This window comes from Nitrosomonas sp. (assembly GCF_022842015.1).
Classification (GTDB): Bacteria; Pseudomonadota; Gammaproteobacteria; order Burkholderiales; family Nitrosomonadaceae; genus Nitrosomonas.
Genome location: NZ_JALHQJ010000081.1, coordinates 1 through 14041, shown reverse-complemented (window position 1 = coordinate 14041; position 14041 = coordinate 1). Strand labels below are relative to the sequence as shown.

12 protein-coding genes are annotated in these 14041 nt (G+C 49.3%); 10 read left to right on the top strand and 2 right to left on the bottom strand.

The features are described 5' to 3' along the window. Nucleotides 1-211: 211 nt before the first annotated feature. From Q0C11_RS12890 to Q0C11_RS12845, 10 genes are all read left to right on the top strand, one after another. Nucleotides 212-886: a uracil-DNA glycosylase gene (locus tag Q0C11_RS12890; RefSeq protein WP_293008611.1), complete on the top strand. Its 675-nt coding sequence runs from the start codon at nucleotides 212-214 to the stop codon at nucleotides 884-886. A gap of 24 nt (nucleotides 887-910) precedes the next feature. Continuing rightward, entirely contained in the window at nucleotides 911-1099 is a 189-nt protein-coding gene (locus Q0C11_RS12885) for a 4-oxalocrotonate tautomerase family protein (RefSeq protein WP_013648300.1), read from the top strand. A 5-nt stretch (nucleotides 1100-1104) separates the two neighbouring features. Then, nucleotides 1105-2922 (top strand): excinuclease ABC subunit UvrC, encoded by a 1818-nt coding sequence (uvrC, locus tag Q0C11_RS12880; protein WP_293008609.1) that lies wholly within the window; start codon nucleotides 1105-1107, stop codon nucleotides 2920-2922. 32 nt (nucleotides 2923-2954) lie between these two features. Beyond that, nucleotides 2955-3548 carry a CDP-diacylglycerol--glycerol-3-phosphate 3-phosphatidyltransferase gene (pgsA, locus tag Q0C11_RS12875; RefSeq protein ID WP_293008607.1) on the top strand — a complete coding sequence of 198 codons (594 nt, stop codon included), beginning with the start codon at nucleotides 2955-2957 and terminating at the stop codon, nucleotides 3546-3548. A 20-nt stretch (nucleotides 3549-3568) separates the two neighbouring features. Beyond that, nucleotides 3569-4012 (top strand): YaiI/YqxD family protein, encoded by a 444-nt coding sequence (locus Q0C11_RS12870; RefSeq protein ID WP_293008605.1) that lies wholly within the window; start codon nucleotides 3569-3571, stop codon nucleotides 4010-4012. Nucleotides 4013-4379: 367 nt separating this feature from the next. After that, entirely contained in the window at nucleotides 4380-7244 is a 2865-nt protein-coding gene (locus Q0C11_RS12865; protein WP_293008603.1) for a ribonucleoside-diphosphate reductase subunit alpha, read from the top strand. A 30-nt stretch (nucleotides 7245-7274) separates the two neighbouring features. After that, nucleotides 7275-8444, top strand: a complete 1170-nt coding sequence (locus Q0C11_RS12860) for a ribonucleotide-diphosphate reductase subunit beta (RefSeq protein WP_293008601.1) — start codon at nucleotides 7275-7277, stop codon at nucleotides 8442-8444. 65 nt (nucleotides 8445-8509) lie between these two features. Continuing rightward, nucleotides 8510-9484 carry a DUF4238 domain-containing protein gene (locus tag Q0C11_RS12855; protein ID WP_293008599.1) on the top strand — a complete coding sequence of 325 codons (975 nt, stop codon included), beginning with the start codon at nucleotides 8510-8512 and terminating at the stop codon, nucleotides 9482-9484. Nucleotides 9485-9578: 94 nt separating this feature from the next. After that, nucleotides 9579-10964 carry a class II fumarate hydratase gene (gene fumC / locus Q0C11_RS12850; RefSeq protein ID WP_293008597.1) on the top strand — a complete coding sequence of 462 codons (1386 nt, stop codon included), beginning with the start codon at nucleotides 9579-9581 and terminating at the stop codon, nucleotides 10962-10964. 34 nt (nucleotides 10965-10998) lie between these two features. Next, nucleotides 10999-12300, top strand: a complete 1302-nt coding sequence (locus Q0C11_RS12845; RefSeq protein ID WP_293008595.1) for an MFS transporter — start codon at nucleotides 10999-11001, stop codon at nucleotides 12298-12300. 113 nt (nucleotides 12301-12413) lie between these two features. Here the strand turns inward: Q0C11_RS12845 and Q0C11_RS12840 are convergent, their stop codons facing one another. Further along, nucleotides 12414-12569 (bottom strand): hypothetical protein, encoded by a 156-nt coding sequence (locus tag Q0C11_RS12840; RefSeq protein ID WP_293008593.1) that lies wholly within the window; start codon nucleotides 12567-12569, stop codon nucleotides 12414-12416. Between the two features lie 200 nt (nucleotides 12570-12769). After that, a complete protein-coding gene (locus Q0C11_RS12835) occupies nucleotides 12770-13993 on the bottom strand; it encodes an ABC transporter permease (RefSeq protein ID WP_293008591.1) in 1224 nt (407 codons plus the stop codon). Nucleotides 13994-14041 lie beyond the last annotated feature (48 nt).

The window sequence follows — 14041 nt, the reverse complement described above, 5'->3', positions numbered from 1 at the left end:
GTGGAGAGATTTGAACTCCCGACATCCTGGTCCCAAACCAGGCGCGCTACCAGGCTACGCTACACCCCGGAAAAGGCGACACTATACCTTCTTAGGCTGGAAACGTCAATTTCTCGTCAGTGATAAAATGAAATGAATCAGCAAAAATTTAATCCTCGATTAAGCCGGTGCGCATACAATATCCTTTTTGCTTTTTGAGTGTTCTTCCATCATGACTGATGTCTCACTGCATGCCTTTGATCAGGCTATTCTGAACTGCCAGCAATGCCCACGTTTGTCCAGTTTCTTGCAAACCGTAAAGGATCAGTATCCGGACTACCATGCACGTCCGGTGATTGCTTTTGGCGAGGTTGCGCCGAAGCTTCTAATTGTAGGCTTGGCACCCGGTATGCACGGTGCAAATCGTACTGGACGGCCGTTTACCGGAGATTTTGCGGGCATTTTATTGTATCAGACCTTGCATAAATTTGGTTTTGCCACGCGAAATGATTCGATTTCAGCGGATGATGGATTGCAATTGGTGGATTGCCGTATTACCAATGCGGTGAAGTGCCTGCCACCGGAAAACAAGCCGATCCCAATGGAAATCAGGCAGTGTAATCAATATCTGTCGATTGAAATTAATCAGTTTGTACAAGGTGGCGGTACTGCTGTGCTGGTGCTGGGTACGGTGGCGCATCAAGCTGTTTTGATGAGCTTGCAGTTAAAAGCAAAAAACTATCCGTTTGCGCACGGTGCGGTACACGCAGTGCCGTCATCATCGAGTAATGGTTTGCGACTTTATGACAGCTATCATTGCAGCCGCTACAATACACAGACCAAACGCTTGACCGCAGAAATGTTTGCGCAAGTGTTTGCGCAAATCGTTGCTGATATCAAAAAGTAACTCAATCAACTACCAGGAGAATTTATGCCCTATGTCAATATCCGTGTTGCTGGCACACTAACCCGCGAGCAAAAGCAGCAGATTGCCACCGAATTAACCGATACACTGGAACGTGTCGCAAATAAACCGAAATCCTACACTTACATCAGTTTTGATGAACTTCCTGACGAAAATTGGGCTGTGGCAGGAAAACTATTGGGCGGTGAGGACTAAACAGTTTGTCGAACAGCGGTTTTGACGCCAAGGAATTTTGTGGCAACCTACCGTTACAGCCGGGTGTTTATCGTATGATCAACGCCGCGGGCGAGGTGATTTACGTCGGCAAGGCAGTTAGTCTAAGAAAGCGTGTCGCTTCCTATTTTCAGAAAAGCAATCTGGCACCTAGAACACAGTTGATGGTTTCGCAAGTGACCGGAATCGAAACTACCGTGACGCGTTCGGAAGCTGAGGCATTGCTGCTGGAAAACAACCTGATCAAAAGCCTGAAGCCGCGCTATAACATTCTGTTTCGCGATGATAAATCCTATCCCTACGTGATCTTGAGTGGACATGAGTTCCCGCGCTTAGGGTTTTATCGCGGTGCATTGGATAAAGCGCATCAGTATTTTGGACCCTATCCAAACGCGGGTATGGTGCGCGAAAGTATTCAGTTGCTGCAAAAAATTTTTCGTTTACGCACTTGCGAAGATAGCGTTTTCAGTAATCGCACGCGCCCGTGCTTGCTGTATCAGATCAAGCGTTGCAGTGGTCCGTGCGTCAGTTTGGTCAGTCAACAAGAATATCAAACCGACGCCAAAAATGCCGAGCTGTTTTTGCAAGGCAAGCAAACTGAAGTGATGGAAGTGATCAACATCAAGATGCAACGTGCTTCCGAACAATTGGACTTTGAACAAGCGGCGGTATTGCGTGATCAGGTCCAGGCGTTGCGCCGGATTCGCGAGAAACAGTTTGTCGATAGCGGAAAGGCGCTGGATGCCGATGTGGTGGCCTGCAGGGTATCGCCGGATGGATCGGGGAAAGTCTGCGTCAACCTGGCGATGATTCGAGGAGGGCGTCATTTAGGGGATAAAAGCTTTTTCCCGCAAAATGCGAACGATTACAGCGCAGCGAACGTGGTTGAGGCATTTCTGGCGCAGCACTATCTGAATCGCAGTGTGCCCCCATTGATTATTCTGGGCGAAAAAATCGAGCGTGAAGCGTTGCAGGCGTTATTAACTGAACAGTGCGGCCATAAAATTACCCTGCAACTCAATCCGATCGGTGAGAAACGCGCCTGGCTTGATATGGCAACTGAAAATGCCCTCTTGGCTTTGAAACAAATGATGAGCCGTCAAGCCAGTCAGGAAAAGCGCTTGCTGGCCTTGCAGCAGGAATTGCAGATGCCTGGCCTGCAACGCATTGAGTGTTTTGACATCAGCCATACCTTGGGCGAGGCTACTGTGGCATCGTGCGTGGTATACGATAATTTTTCCATGCGCAATAACGAATACCGCCGCTATAACATCGAAGGCATTACGCCTGGAGATGATTATGCTGCAATGCGGGAAGCGCTATCCCGGCGCTATCAAAAAGTGATTAGTGGTGAAGGCCAACTGCCGGATCTGATTCTGATCGATGGTGGTAAAGGACAGGTGAGTGCAGCGCAGGAAGCTTTGCAGGAATTGGGCATCAACGATGCCAGTTTATTGGGCGTGGCCAAAGGCGAACAACGCAAGCCCGGATTGGAACAATTGATTTCTCCCTTATCCGAAAAGCCGTTACAATTACCCAGTGAACACGCAGCATTGCATTTAATCCAACAAATCCGCGATGAGGCACACCGTTTTGCGATTCAAGGGCATCGTGGTCGGCGTGGCAAAACCAGAACCAGCTCCAGCCTGGAAAATATCGATGGCGTCGGGGCTAAGCGCCGACAACGCTTGTTAGGGCGATTTGGCGGATTAAAAGGCGTATTGACTGCAAGCATTGAAGAATTACAGCAAACCGAAGGAATTAGCCGCAAATTGGCGGAAAAGATTTATCGAGAATTACATTAACTCCATTACGACTTACTTTTAAGTGCCATTTCATGCTTTATAACCTGCCTAATTTATTAACCTGGTTACGTATTCTGGCGATTCCGTTATTTGTGGGTATTTTTTATTTGCCCCACTCCTGGCTATCACCGTCTAACCAGAATCTCATTGCGACACTAATTTTTGCTGGTGCAGCCATTACCGACTGGTTGGACGGCTACTTGGCGCGCGTGCTCAACCAAACATCCGCATTTGGCGCATTTCTGGATCCCGTGGCTGACAAACTAATGGTGTGTGCTGCATTGATTGTACTGGTTTATTTGGGCCGATTGGATGCGCCCATCGCGCTAGTGATTATCGGGCGGGAAATTACTGTTTCGGCACTGCGCGAATGGATGGCACAGATCGGTCAATCCAAAAGTGTCGCGGTATCGTTTCTGGGTAAAATCAAGACTACATCACAAATGATCGCCATCCCATTGTTACTGTACCATGAAAATATCGGCGAACATTTCGATGCGCAGCAAATTGGCACGTGGTTAATCTATATTGCCGCAGTTTTAACGCTGTGGTCGATGTTTTATTATTTAAAGGCTGCATTGCCGCAAGCGTTGAAGAGTGACAAAGGGAATTCCGATGAACATTAATTTGTCCCAGGCGATCATGCATGAAAATATGGATTGATGCCGATGCCTGCCCGGTTGTTATCAAAGAAATTTTATTTAGAGCCGCCGCAAGAACGCGACGGCACTTAATACTGATTGCCAATCATCCCGTGTATATACCCCCCTCGCCGTTCATCCGCATGCAACAGGTGGAATCCGGGTTTGATGTGGCGGATAACGAAATCGTCAAACGGCTGGAAGGCGGAGATCTCGTGATCACCAGCGATATTCCACTGGCTGCGGAAGTCATCAGAAAAGATGGTTTTGTGCTGAGTCCGCGGGGTGAACTCTATACCAAGGAAAATATCGGCGCGCGATTAAGTATGCGTGACTTCATGGAAGCCTTACGCAACAGTGGTGTTGATACCGGTGGTCAGCCCTCCTTGAGTCAGAATGACCGTAAATCATTTGCTAATCAATTGGATAAATTGCTGGCGCAATGCTAGCAACAAAACCGCCTGCCGCTGATGATGGATATTGTGCAAGTTAGCGTGGTGATTTCTTGCTTTGTCGAAACAGTGCCCTAGTGTCAATTGTCAGCTTATTGGTATGTCGTGTTTGTTGTGTATAAAACAACTTTCTCCAACTCCCTGATCGGATTCAATCTTAAATAAAAATGGTCTTAAATTATTTTTTATTCTGACAAATAATAAAAAAATTTGCAGCAATAAAATAATTTTTGGTGTACTATTTGTGCTGTAGTAATTATCTTTAAACACTATATATAGTGGTTTTGTGAGAATAATACTATTTCATTGAATACATGGAAATTTGTATTTTCTTTGATGAATATTCAGCCAGGAGGAATCATCAATGCAACTTGCGACAGAGCATACCAACCTCAAATCTGTATCCGGAACTTCAAGTTTTAACGATACGCCGACACAAAATTCCCGTTTTCCTCAACATAGAGTTATTCGCCGTAATGGCGCCGTGGTCACGTTTGAGCCCGGCAAGATCTCGGTGGCTTTGACGAAAGCTTTTATCGCAGTCGATGGTGGCCAGGGCGCTGCATCGGTCAGGGTGCGCGAGGTGGTGGCCAGCCTAACTCAGGATGTGGTGAATGCCTTGTTGCGCCGGCAGCCCGATAGCGGTACTTTTCATATCGAAGATATCCAGGATCAGGTTGAATTGGCTTTAATGCGCTCCGGCGAACACGATGTGGCGCGCGCTTATGTGCTGTACCGTGAGGAACGTACGCGGGAAAGAGCTAAGCTGAAGCAGAAATCAACCGCAGAAACAGCGGCTGAAGTATTGTATGTGATGGATAACGGGCAAAGAGTGCCACTGGACGTGGCTAAATTGTCTGCATTGATTGAATCTTCCTGTGCAGGATTAGGGGATGACGTAGATCCATCATTGATTCTAAAAGCCACATTAAAAGATTTGTACGACGGCGTACCCATCGAAGAAGTCAGAAAATCCGTGATTCTGTCGGCGCGCGTGCTGTTTGAGAAAGACCCTGCTTACAGTTATGTCACGGCACGTTTGTTGTTGAATAATGTGCGTCATGAAGTGCTGGGCGCTGAGGTTTCGCAGCAAATGATGAAGTCGCAATATAAAGAGTATTTCCCAGCCTTCATCAAACGCGGCATTGAAGCCGATCTGCTGGATCAACGGCTGGCGCAATTCGATTTGGCTCGTTTAAGCGAAGCGCTGGATGCGGATCGCGATCTGCAATTTGATTACCTGGGATTGCAAACATTGTACGACCGCTATTTTCTGCATATCAAAGAACAACGCATCGAATTGCCGCAAGCGTTTTTTATGCGCGTGGCGATGGGGCTGGCGTTGAATGAAATCGACCGGGAAGCGCGTGCGATTGAATTCTATCAAGTATTGTCGAGTTTTGACTTCATGAGCTCGACACCGACATTGTTTAATTCCGGTACTTGCCGCTCGCAATTATCATCCTGCTATCTGACCACCGTGCCGGATGATCTGGATGGCATTTATGAATCCATCAAGGAAAATGCGTTACTGGCCAAGTATGCGGGTGGATTGGGTAATGACTGGACATCGGTGCGTGCCATGGGTGCACGCATCAAAGGCACCAATGGTAAATCGCAGGGCGTGGTGCCCTTTCTGAAAGTGGTGTCCGATACCGCGGTGGCGGTCAATCAAGGCGGTAAACGCAAAGGTGCAGTTTGTGCCTATCTGGAATGCTGGCATCTGGATATTGAGGAATTTCTCGAACTGCGTAAAAATACCGGTGACGATCGCCGTCGTACGCACGACATGAATACCGCCACCTGGATTCCCGATTTGTTTATGAAACGTGTCATGGAGGGTGGCGATTGGACATTATTCTCACCTTCGGATGCTCCTGATTTACATGAGAAATTCGGCCAGCAATTTGAACAAGCGTATTTGGGCTACGAAACTAAGATTGAACGTGGCGAACTGGAATTGTACAAAAAGATTCCGGCGCTGCAATTGTGGCGCAAAATGCTGAGCATGTTGTTTGAGACCGGACATCCGTGGATTACCTTTAAGGATCCTTGCAATATACGTTCACCGCAGAACCATGTCGGCGTAGTGCACAGCTCTAATCTGTGCACGGAAATCACGCTGAATACCAACGATAAGGAGATCGCCGTTTGCAATCTGGGTTCGGTCAATTTGGTTGCGCATTTGAAAGACGGTGCGCTGGACACGGACAAGCTGAAACGCACCATTCATGTGGCCATGCGCATGCTGGATAATGTCATCGACATCAATTTTTACGCCGTGGCGAAAGCGCGCAATGCCAACCTGAAGCACCGGCCGGTTGGATTAGGCATCATGGGGTTCCAGGATTGCCTGCATCAACTGGGCATTGCATACGGTTCGCAAGCCGCGGTGGAATTTGCCGATCGCTCCATGGAAGCCGTGGCTTATCAGGCTTACTGGGCCTCGACTGAATTGGCGCAAGAACGCGGCTGTTATAGCAGTTATCAAGGCAGCCTGTGGGATCGCGGCATTCTGCCTCACGATACGCTGACGGTGTTGCAACAGGAGCGCGGCGGCTATGTCGAAGCGGATCTCTCAACGACGCTGGATTGGGATGCATTGCGGCAGCGCATCAAGTTGCATGGCATGCGCAATTCAAACTGCCTGGCGATCGCACCGACCGCAACGATATCCAATATTGTGGGCGTTTCTGCGAGTATAGAGCCGACTTATCAGAATCTGTACGTTAAATCGAATTTGTCCGGGGAATTCACGATTACCAATCGGTCACTGGTGAATGATCTGAAGAAGATCAACTTATGGGATGAAGTCATGATCTCCGACTTGAAATATTTCGATGGCGCGATCAGCAAGATCGACCGTATTCCGGAAAATATCCGCACCCTGTACGCGACTGCATTTGAAATGGACCCGCTGTGGCTGATTGAAGCGGGGGCGCGGCGGCAGAAATGGATCGATCAGTCACAATCGCTGAACATTTATATGGGGGGCGTATCCGGCAAGAAATTGGATGAAACCTATAAGCTGGCGTGGCTGCGCGGTCTAAAAACCACGTATTATTTGCGCTCGATGGGCGCCACTGCGGCGGAAAAATCGACCGTACGTGCAGGGTCATTGAATGCCGTCCCTGCCGATGGCGGAGTTGCTAAGGCGGCGGTGGAAGTATCCACGGTTGAAATCAAATATTGCGCGATCGATGACGAAAGCTGCGAATCATGTCAATAATCCAAAAAGATCAGGAAAAAGGAGCCAATTATGCTGACATTTGAAGACGAAACACCCAAAGCTGAAACGCGATCAATCCCGGGTCTGGATGGGCCGCTACAAGGATTGTTTAAGGAATCCCACGTTGTCGAAGCAGCAAGTGATGCCGCCGCGGAGGAGCCAGCCATTGCCGGCAGCGCCAACCGCCGCATTTCGGTTGAAGATAAGCAAATCATCAATTGCAATGCGGACGTGAATCAATTGGTGCCATTCAAATACAAATGGGCCTGGGATAAATACCTCGGCGCTTGTGCGAATCATTGGATGCCGCAGGAAATCAGCATGAGTCGCGATATCGCGTTGTGGAGAGATCCCAACGGCCTGACCGAAGATGAGCGCCGTTTGGTCAAACGTAACCTGGGATTCTTTGTCACGGCGGATTCATTGGCGGCGAACAATATCGTGCTGGGTACGTACCGTCACATCACCAATCCGGAATGCCGCCAGTATTTGCTGCGCCAGGCATTTGAAGAAGCCATCCACACTCATGCGTATCAATACATCGTTGAGTCATTGGGCTTGGACGAAGGGGAAATCTTCAACGCTTATCACGAAGTATCCTCGATTCGCGACAAAGACGAATTTCTGATTCCGTTTATCGATACGCTGACCAATCCACACTTCAAGACCGGTACATTGGAGACGGATCAACAGTTGCTCAGAAGCCTGATCGTGTTTGCCTGCATCATGGAAGGTCTGTTCTTTTATGTGGGCTTTACGCAGATTCTGGCGCTCGGGCGGCAAAATAAAATGACCGGTTCAGCCGAGCAATATCAATATATTCTGCGCGATGAATCGATGCACTGCAATTTTGGTATCGACGTTATCAACCAGATCAAAATGGAGAATCCGCATCTGTGGACCAAGACATTCCGTGAAGAAATAGCCGCATTGATGCAAAAGGCCGTGGCTTTGGAGTACCGTTACGCCGAAGATACCATGCCGCGTGGTGTATTGGGCATGAACGCGCCGATGTTCAAGGAATATCTGCGCTATATCGCCAATCGCCGCTGCCAGCAGATCGGTCTGGACGCGCTGTATCCGAATGCCAATAACCCGTTCCCGTGGATGTCGGAAATGATGGATCTCAAAAAAGAAAAGAATTTCTTTGAGACGCGGGTGACGGAATATCAAACCGGCGGTGCGCTGAGCTGGGATTGAGTGTTGCAGCAGTTGACACAATCAGGTTATGCGGTATTTTGTTGTAAATATTACATAGGCCTTACATGGCAGTGAAACCCATCTCTAGGCGGCATCACTACTTGCCACAGTCGTATCTCGCCGCCTTTACTGACACAGGTCTCAAAGGCGGTCAGTTCTTCGTGTTGGATATACAGAAAGGTTCTTCATTTCGCACTTCTCCGCTTAACGTTGGTGTGGAGAGAGATTTCAATCGCGTCGATGTCGAAGGTTACGTGCCTGATGCAATAGAGAACGCCCTTGCACCCTTTGAAGGTGAGGCAATTGATGCCATTCGTAGGGTCATCAATAGTGAGACATTTCCAACGGATAGCGACTGTAATCTTATTTTGAATCTCTTGGGGCTTATCGCCGTAAGAAACCCGAAGTTTCGTGGATCGTTTAATCGGTCGCGTGAACAGATGCTAAGACGGATTGCCGATCTTCTAGTATCGAACAAGGAGATATGGGATTGTCACGTCGAGAAGGCTCGTGTTGCAGGGGAAGACATTAGTGGCAGTGTCTCGTTTGGAGATGCTCAGGAGTTCGTTAAGAACGACAACTACTCAATCGAGTTTCACCCGCAAGAAAACTTGAGAGTTGAGCTTCATGCATTTGACGAACTGCTGCCACTTCTTGGTCAACGAACCTGGTCAGTTCTGGTTGCACCTTCAGCCGGCCCAGAATTTATTTGCTCTGACCATCCAGTTACACTCGCAAGGAAAAGTGGTCAGTCTGGGCAAATTGGATTCGGAGTCAAAGAGACGGAAGTGTTTTTTCCATTTGGTAGGCATGTCGGGTTTTATGGTGTCTTTGAATCCTCATTGAAACCCGTGGTGCAGTGTAAGCCAGGTCACATCGCATTAATGAACAAACGTGTTGCGTGGAATTCTAAACGCCACGTTTATTCTTCCATCGAGAGCTTTTTTGTCTGGCATGAAGGGCAGGTTCGAGAGGTGTCGCGTCAGGACAAATCTTTCGTTGCAGGCGATCTTGCACATGAAACCATGCAAGGTGCTTGAACTTTGATGTTATATATTGTAATGATTAAAATGACAAACCGAATTCAAAGTACACCAATAACCCAATTTATCCAATGTGATGAGGTAGCTACCCATGCAAACCCGTGAAGAACACGACACTATGGGCGTGGTCGAAGTGCCCACCGCAGCATTGTGGGGTGCGCAAACGCAGCGCTCATTGCAAAATTTCAAGATTTCCGGCGAGCGCATGCCGATTGCGCTGATTCATGCGCTGGCCAGGGTCAAGCGTGCCGCCGCCAAGGTCAATCACGATCTGGGGTTGCTGAGCGCCGCCAACGCCGCGGCGATCATTGAGGCTGCCGATGAAGTGACCGGCGGTCATTTCGACGATCAGTTTCCGCTGGTGGTGTGGCAGACCGGTTCCGGCACGCAAACCAACATGAACGTCAACGAGGTGCTGGCGAACCGCGCTTCGGAAATTCTCGGCGGTGGGCGCGGCGACAAACGGATCGTGCATCCGAATGATGATGTCAATAAAGGCCAATCGTCGAACGATGTGTTCCCGACCGCGATGCACGTCGCCGCGGTGCAGGAAATGCAGCAGCGCCTGATTCCCGCCATTCAGCAATTGCGCGACACATTGGCGGCCAAGTCCGAAGCATTCGGCGGCATTGTCAAAATCGGCCGCACACATTTGCAAGATGCCACGCCGTTGATGCTGGGGCAGGAATTTTCCGGCTACGTGGCGCAACTGGATCATGGGCTGCGCCATGTCCAAGCGGCTATGCCACATGTGTGCGAGCTGGCACTGGGCGGTACGGCGGTCGGCACCGGCTTGAATGCGCATCCGGAGTTTGCGGTGCGCGTGGCGACGGAATTATCGCGTTTGACCGGCTTGCCGTTTGTCACCGCACCGAACAAATTCGAGGCTTTGGCGAGCAACGATGCGTTGGTGCATGCGCATGGCGCATTGAAGACGCTCGCCGCTTCCATGATGAAAATCGCCAACGACATTCGCTGGCTGGCTTCCGGACCACGCTGTGGCATTGGTGAATTGCGCATTCCTGAAAATGAGCCGGGCAGTTCCATCATGCCGGGAAAAGTCAATCCGACGCAATCGGAAGCGATGACGATGGTGTGTTGCCAGGTGATGGGCAATGATGTCGCAGTCAACATGGGCGGCGCGTTGGGAAATTTCGAGTTGAATGTAATGAAACCGCTGATCATTCATGATTTTCTGCAAAGTGTGCGGTTACTGGCGGATGCCATGGTCAGTTTCAACGATCATTGTGCAACCGGCATCGAAGCCAATCGAGAACGCATCGATACCTTGATGCACAACTCGTTGATGCTGGTGACTGCGCTGAATCCGCATATCGGTTACGACAAGGCTGCTGAGATTGCTAAAAAAGCACATCGTGAAGGTACCACCTTGAAAGCTGCTGCGATTGCTACCGGTTATGTGACGGCGGAACAGTTCGACGCCTGGGTGGTGCCGGAAACCATGACAGGACAATAAGGCAGTTGCATTTTTCCACTGATTCTCTTTTATTATGGCCCTGAATCCGAATAATTTAGATCCAGCCACGCGGCGTGAGCTTTTTGCGTGGTGCATGTACGATTTTGCCAATTCCGGTTATACCACGGTTATTCTGACGGCTATTTTCAATGCCTACTTTGTCGGCGTGATCGCTGCTGAGCACGGCAGTGGAAACGCGACACTGCTGTGGTCAATGACCATGGCGGCTGCCAATGTGCTGGTATTGCTAAGTGCGCCGGTCGTAGGGGCGATTGCGGATTGTTCCGGCGCAAAAAAACGCTTCCTGACGGTAACGACGGTCGGTTGTGTGTTGTTTACTGCGCTGCTGTATTTTGTGGGTCCGGGTGATATCGCCTTGGCCGTGATACTGGTGATTCTGGCGACTTTCATGTTTGCCAGCGGGGAGAATCTGATTGCGGCATTTTTACCGGAAATCAGTACGCCGGAAACCATGGGACGGCTCTCCGGCTATGGCTGGGCGCTGGGTTATTTCGGCGGCTTGCTGACACTGGCGCTGTGTTTGATCTATGTGACGTATGCCGAACAACAAGGGCTGGAAGCTGCGCAATATGTTCCGGTCACCAATTTAATCGTCGCAGCATTATTTGGCGTTGCGGCATTGCCAACTTTGCTTTGGCTGCGCGAGCGAGTGGATGTATCCGAGTCTTTTGACAGCAAACATCTGATCCGTGCAGGATTCAGCCGTCTAGGCGATACGCTGCGCCAAGCTCGTTTACATATCGATTTGTTCCGTTTTTTGCTGTCATTGACGGTCTACTATGCCGGCATCTACATCGTTATCGTGTTAGCGGCGGTGTACGCGCAGGAAGTGATGGGGTTCAAGACGCAAGACACCATCGTATTGATTATGGTGGTTAATGTCACGGCTGCCATCGGCGCTTTCCTTTTTGGTCATCTGCAAGACCGCATCGGCTCAAGCCGTTGCATTGCCATCACATTGCTGATCTGGATTGCGGCGATTGTCTGCGCCTATTGGGCCACCGATGAATGGTTATTCTGGGTCGCGGCCAATTTGATTGGTACCGCACTCGGTGGTGCGCAATCAGCAGGACGGGCCTTAGTGGGTCAATTCACACCAATTGGACGGCAAGGGGAATTTTTCGGGCTGTGGGGCTTGGCCACGAAACTATCAGCGATTATCGGTCCGCTGACGTATGGCGGAATGGTCTATCTATTTGCGGGAGATCAGCGCATTGCGCTGCTGAGTACCCTGGGATTTTTTATCGTCGGTTTGCTGGTGCTGGCTACAGTCAATGAGCAAAGAGGACGAGAAATGGCGAGAATTGTTTATTGATGTTTTTATTGTAAAGTCTGTAGGAACAATAAATTGATCCTACAGGTCTTCTTAAGTCAGTTATATGACATTGAACGATATACAATGCCAATAATGCTTTTTAGCGTGACTGCTTAATCAGCAGGAAGCTCATTGCGGCCTTCAGCCGGTTTGCCTTCATGAGTCGTTCCGTAACCTTCTTCTTTAGCGCTTTCTGGAGCCGTAGGTTTGCCGCAAGCTACTAATGTCAATGCAAAAAATGTTGCTACAAGAATTTTTAAAAGTTTCATTTAATTAACGTTCTCTTTAATAAATTGATAATTACTACACTTGTGAATTTGTCACACCATGACTATAGCACATTGCAAGCGTTTACCCTTTGTAAAACGGTTAATAAATCAAGTTAAATGAAGGTATATTAAATTAAAATCAATGGAATCATGAGCATGAAAATTCTTGTCGCGCCGATGGGAATCGTTATGTCAGTAATTTATTCGTATCGAAGCGCATCGACGGGCTTAAGCGAAGCCGCTTTTTGAGCGGGGTAAAAGCCAAAGAAAATGCCAACTGCGGAAGAGAATAAAAACGCCAGGCCAATCATTCCCAGAGTAATCACAATCAACATATCGGCCACCTGACTGACCAGCCAGGCGCCGCCGATACCTATCAACAGGCCAATTAAGCCGCCCATGATGCAAATCATCATCGCTTCCAATAAAAATTGCGTAAGAATTGCGCGTTGATTGGCGCCAATCGCCATGCGAATGCCGATTTCACGGGTACGCTCCGTTACGGATACCAGCATGATGTTCATGATGCCGATTCCACCGACCAATAGAGAAACCGAAGCGATTGCGCCGAGTACAATGGACATCACCTTGGCGGCATCGGTTGCAACGTCGGCGATGGCGGTTAGATTGCGGACGGTGAAGTCATTGTCCTTGCCGTTTGGGATGCGGTGGCGCTGACGCAATAATTGCGTAATTTCAATTTCGGCGATATCCATTTCGTCCGCTGATGCGCCTTGTACCAACATATAGCGGATAGAACCGGGAAACTGATTGCCGGTGATTTGCCGTTCACTGGTGGAGATTGGCACGAAAACATTATCGTCCTGATCCCGGCCAGTGAGACTTTGACCTTTGGCCATTAACACCCCGACAACCAGAAATGGGCGGTTGGTGATGCGTAGGGTTTTGCCCACGGGCTCTTCATCGCCGAAGAGATTTTGCGCCGTGATCGATCCCAATACTACAACCCGCGCAGCCGATCGTACCTCGGATTCGGTAAAGGCTGCCCCAGATTCCATGGTCCAATTACCGACATCAAAATACTCCGGTGTGGTGCCGGTAATGAGAGTGCTCCAATTCTTGGCGGCGTAGTTGAGTTGCACCGTTCCACTCGTCACTGGCGCGGTTGCCCGGATCGATGTGAGTTCCGCAATGGCATTGGCATCATTGATGGTCAAAGTTCTGACACTGCCGCTGCCAAAACTAAAACCGCCGGAAGACATGGCGCCAGGCACTACAAGCAACAAATTGCTGCCCATCGCGGCGATGGTTTCATTGATTTTGGTGCGCGCACCCTGGCCAATCGACAGCATTAGCACGACGGCGGCAACGCCAATGATCATGCCCAACATGGTCAATCCTGTACGCAGACGGTTCTGACGTAAGGCGCGCAATGCTTCACCAAAAATTGCCGCTAGATTCATATATCAAAAAGTCTCATGCAAGGCCGTCACTTCGGTATTGTTTTTATC

What these genes read in the sequence shown, in the direction of transcription:
- Q0C11_RS12890 (WP_293008611.1), top strand. Translation starts at nt 212, where the DNA reads ATGACTGATGTCTCACTGCATGCCTTTGATCAGGCTATTCTGAACTGC.
- Q0C11_RS12885 (WP_013648300.1), top strand. Translation starts at nt 911, where the DNA reads ATGCCCTATGTCAATATCCGTGTTGCTGGCACACTAACCCGCGAGCAA.
- pgsA (WP_293008607.1), top strand. Translation starts at nt 2,955, where the DNA reads ATGCTTTATAACCTGCCTAATTTATTAACCTGGTTACGTATTCTGGCG.
- Q0C11_RS12870 (WP_293008605.1), top strand. Translation starts at nt 3,569, where the DNA reads ATGAAAATATGGATTGATGCCGATGCCTGCCCGGTTGTTATCAAAGAA.
- Q0C11_RS12865 (WP_293008603.1), top strand. Translation starts at nt 4,380, where the DNA reads ATGCAACTTGCGACAGAGCATACCAACCTCAAATCTGTATCCGGAACT.
- Q0C11_RS12860 (WP_293008601.1), top strand. Translation starts at nt 7,275, where the DNA reads ATGCTGACATTTGAAGACGAAACACCCAAAGCTGAAACGCGATCAATC.
- Q0C11_RS12855 (WP_293008599.1), top strand. Translation starts at nt 8,510, where the DNA reads ATGGCAGTGAAACCCATCTCTAGGCGGCATCACTACTTGCCACAGTCG.
- fumC (WP_293008597.1), top strand. Translation starts at nt 9,579, where the DNA reads ATGCAAACCCGTGAAGAACACGACACTATGGGCGTGGTCGAAGTGCCC.
- Q0C11_RS12845 (WP_293008595.1), top strand. Translation starts at nt 10,999, where the DNA reads ATGGCCCTGAATCCGAATAATTTAGATCCAGCCACGCGGCGTGAGCTT.
- Q0C11_RS12840 (WP_293008593.1), bottom strand. Translation starts at nt 12,569, where the DNA reads ATGAAACTTTTAAAAATTCTTGTAGCAACATTTTTTGCATTGACATTA.
- Q0C11_RS12835 (WP_293008591.1), bottom strand. Translation starts at nt 13,993, where the DNA reads ATGAATCTAGCGGCAATTTTTGGTGAAGCATTGCGCGCCTTACGTCAG.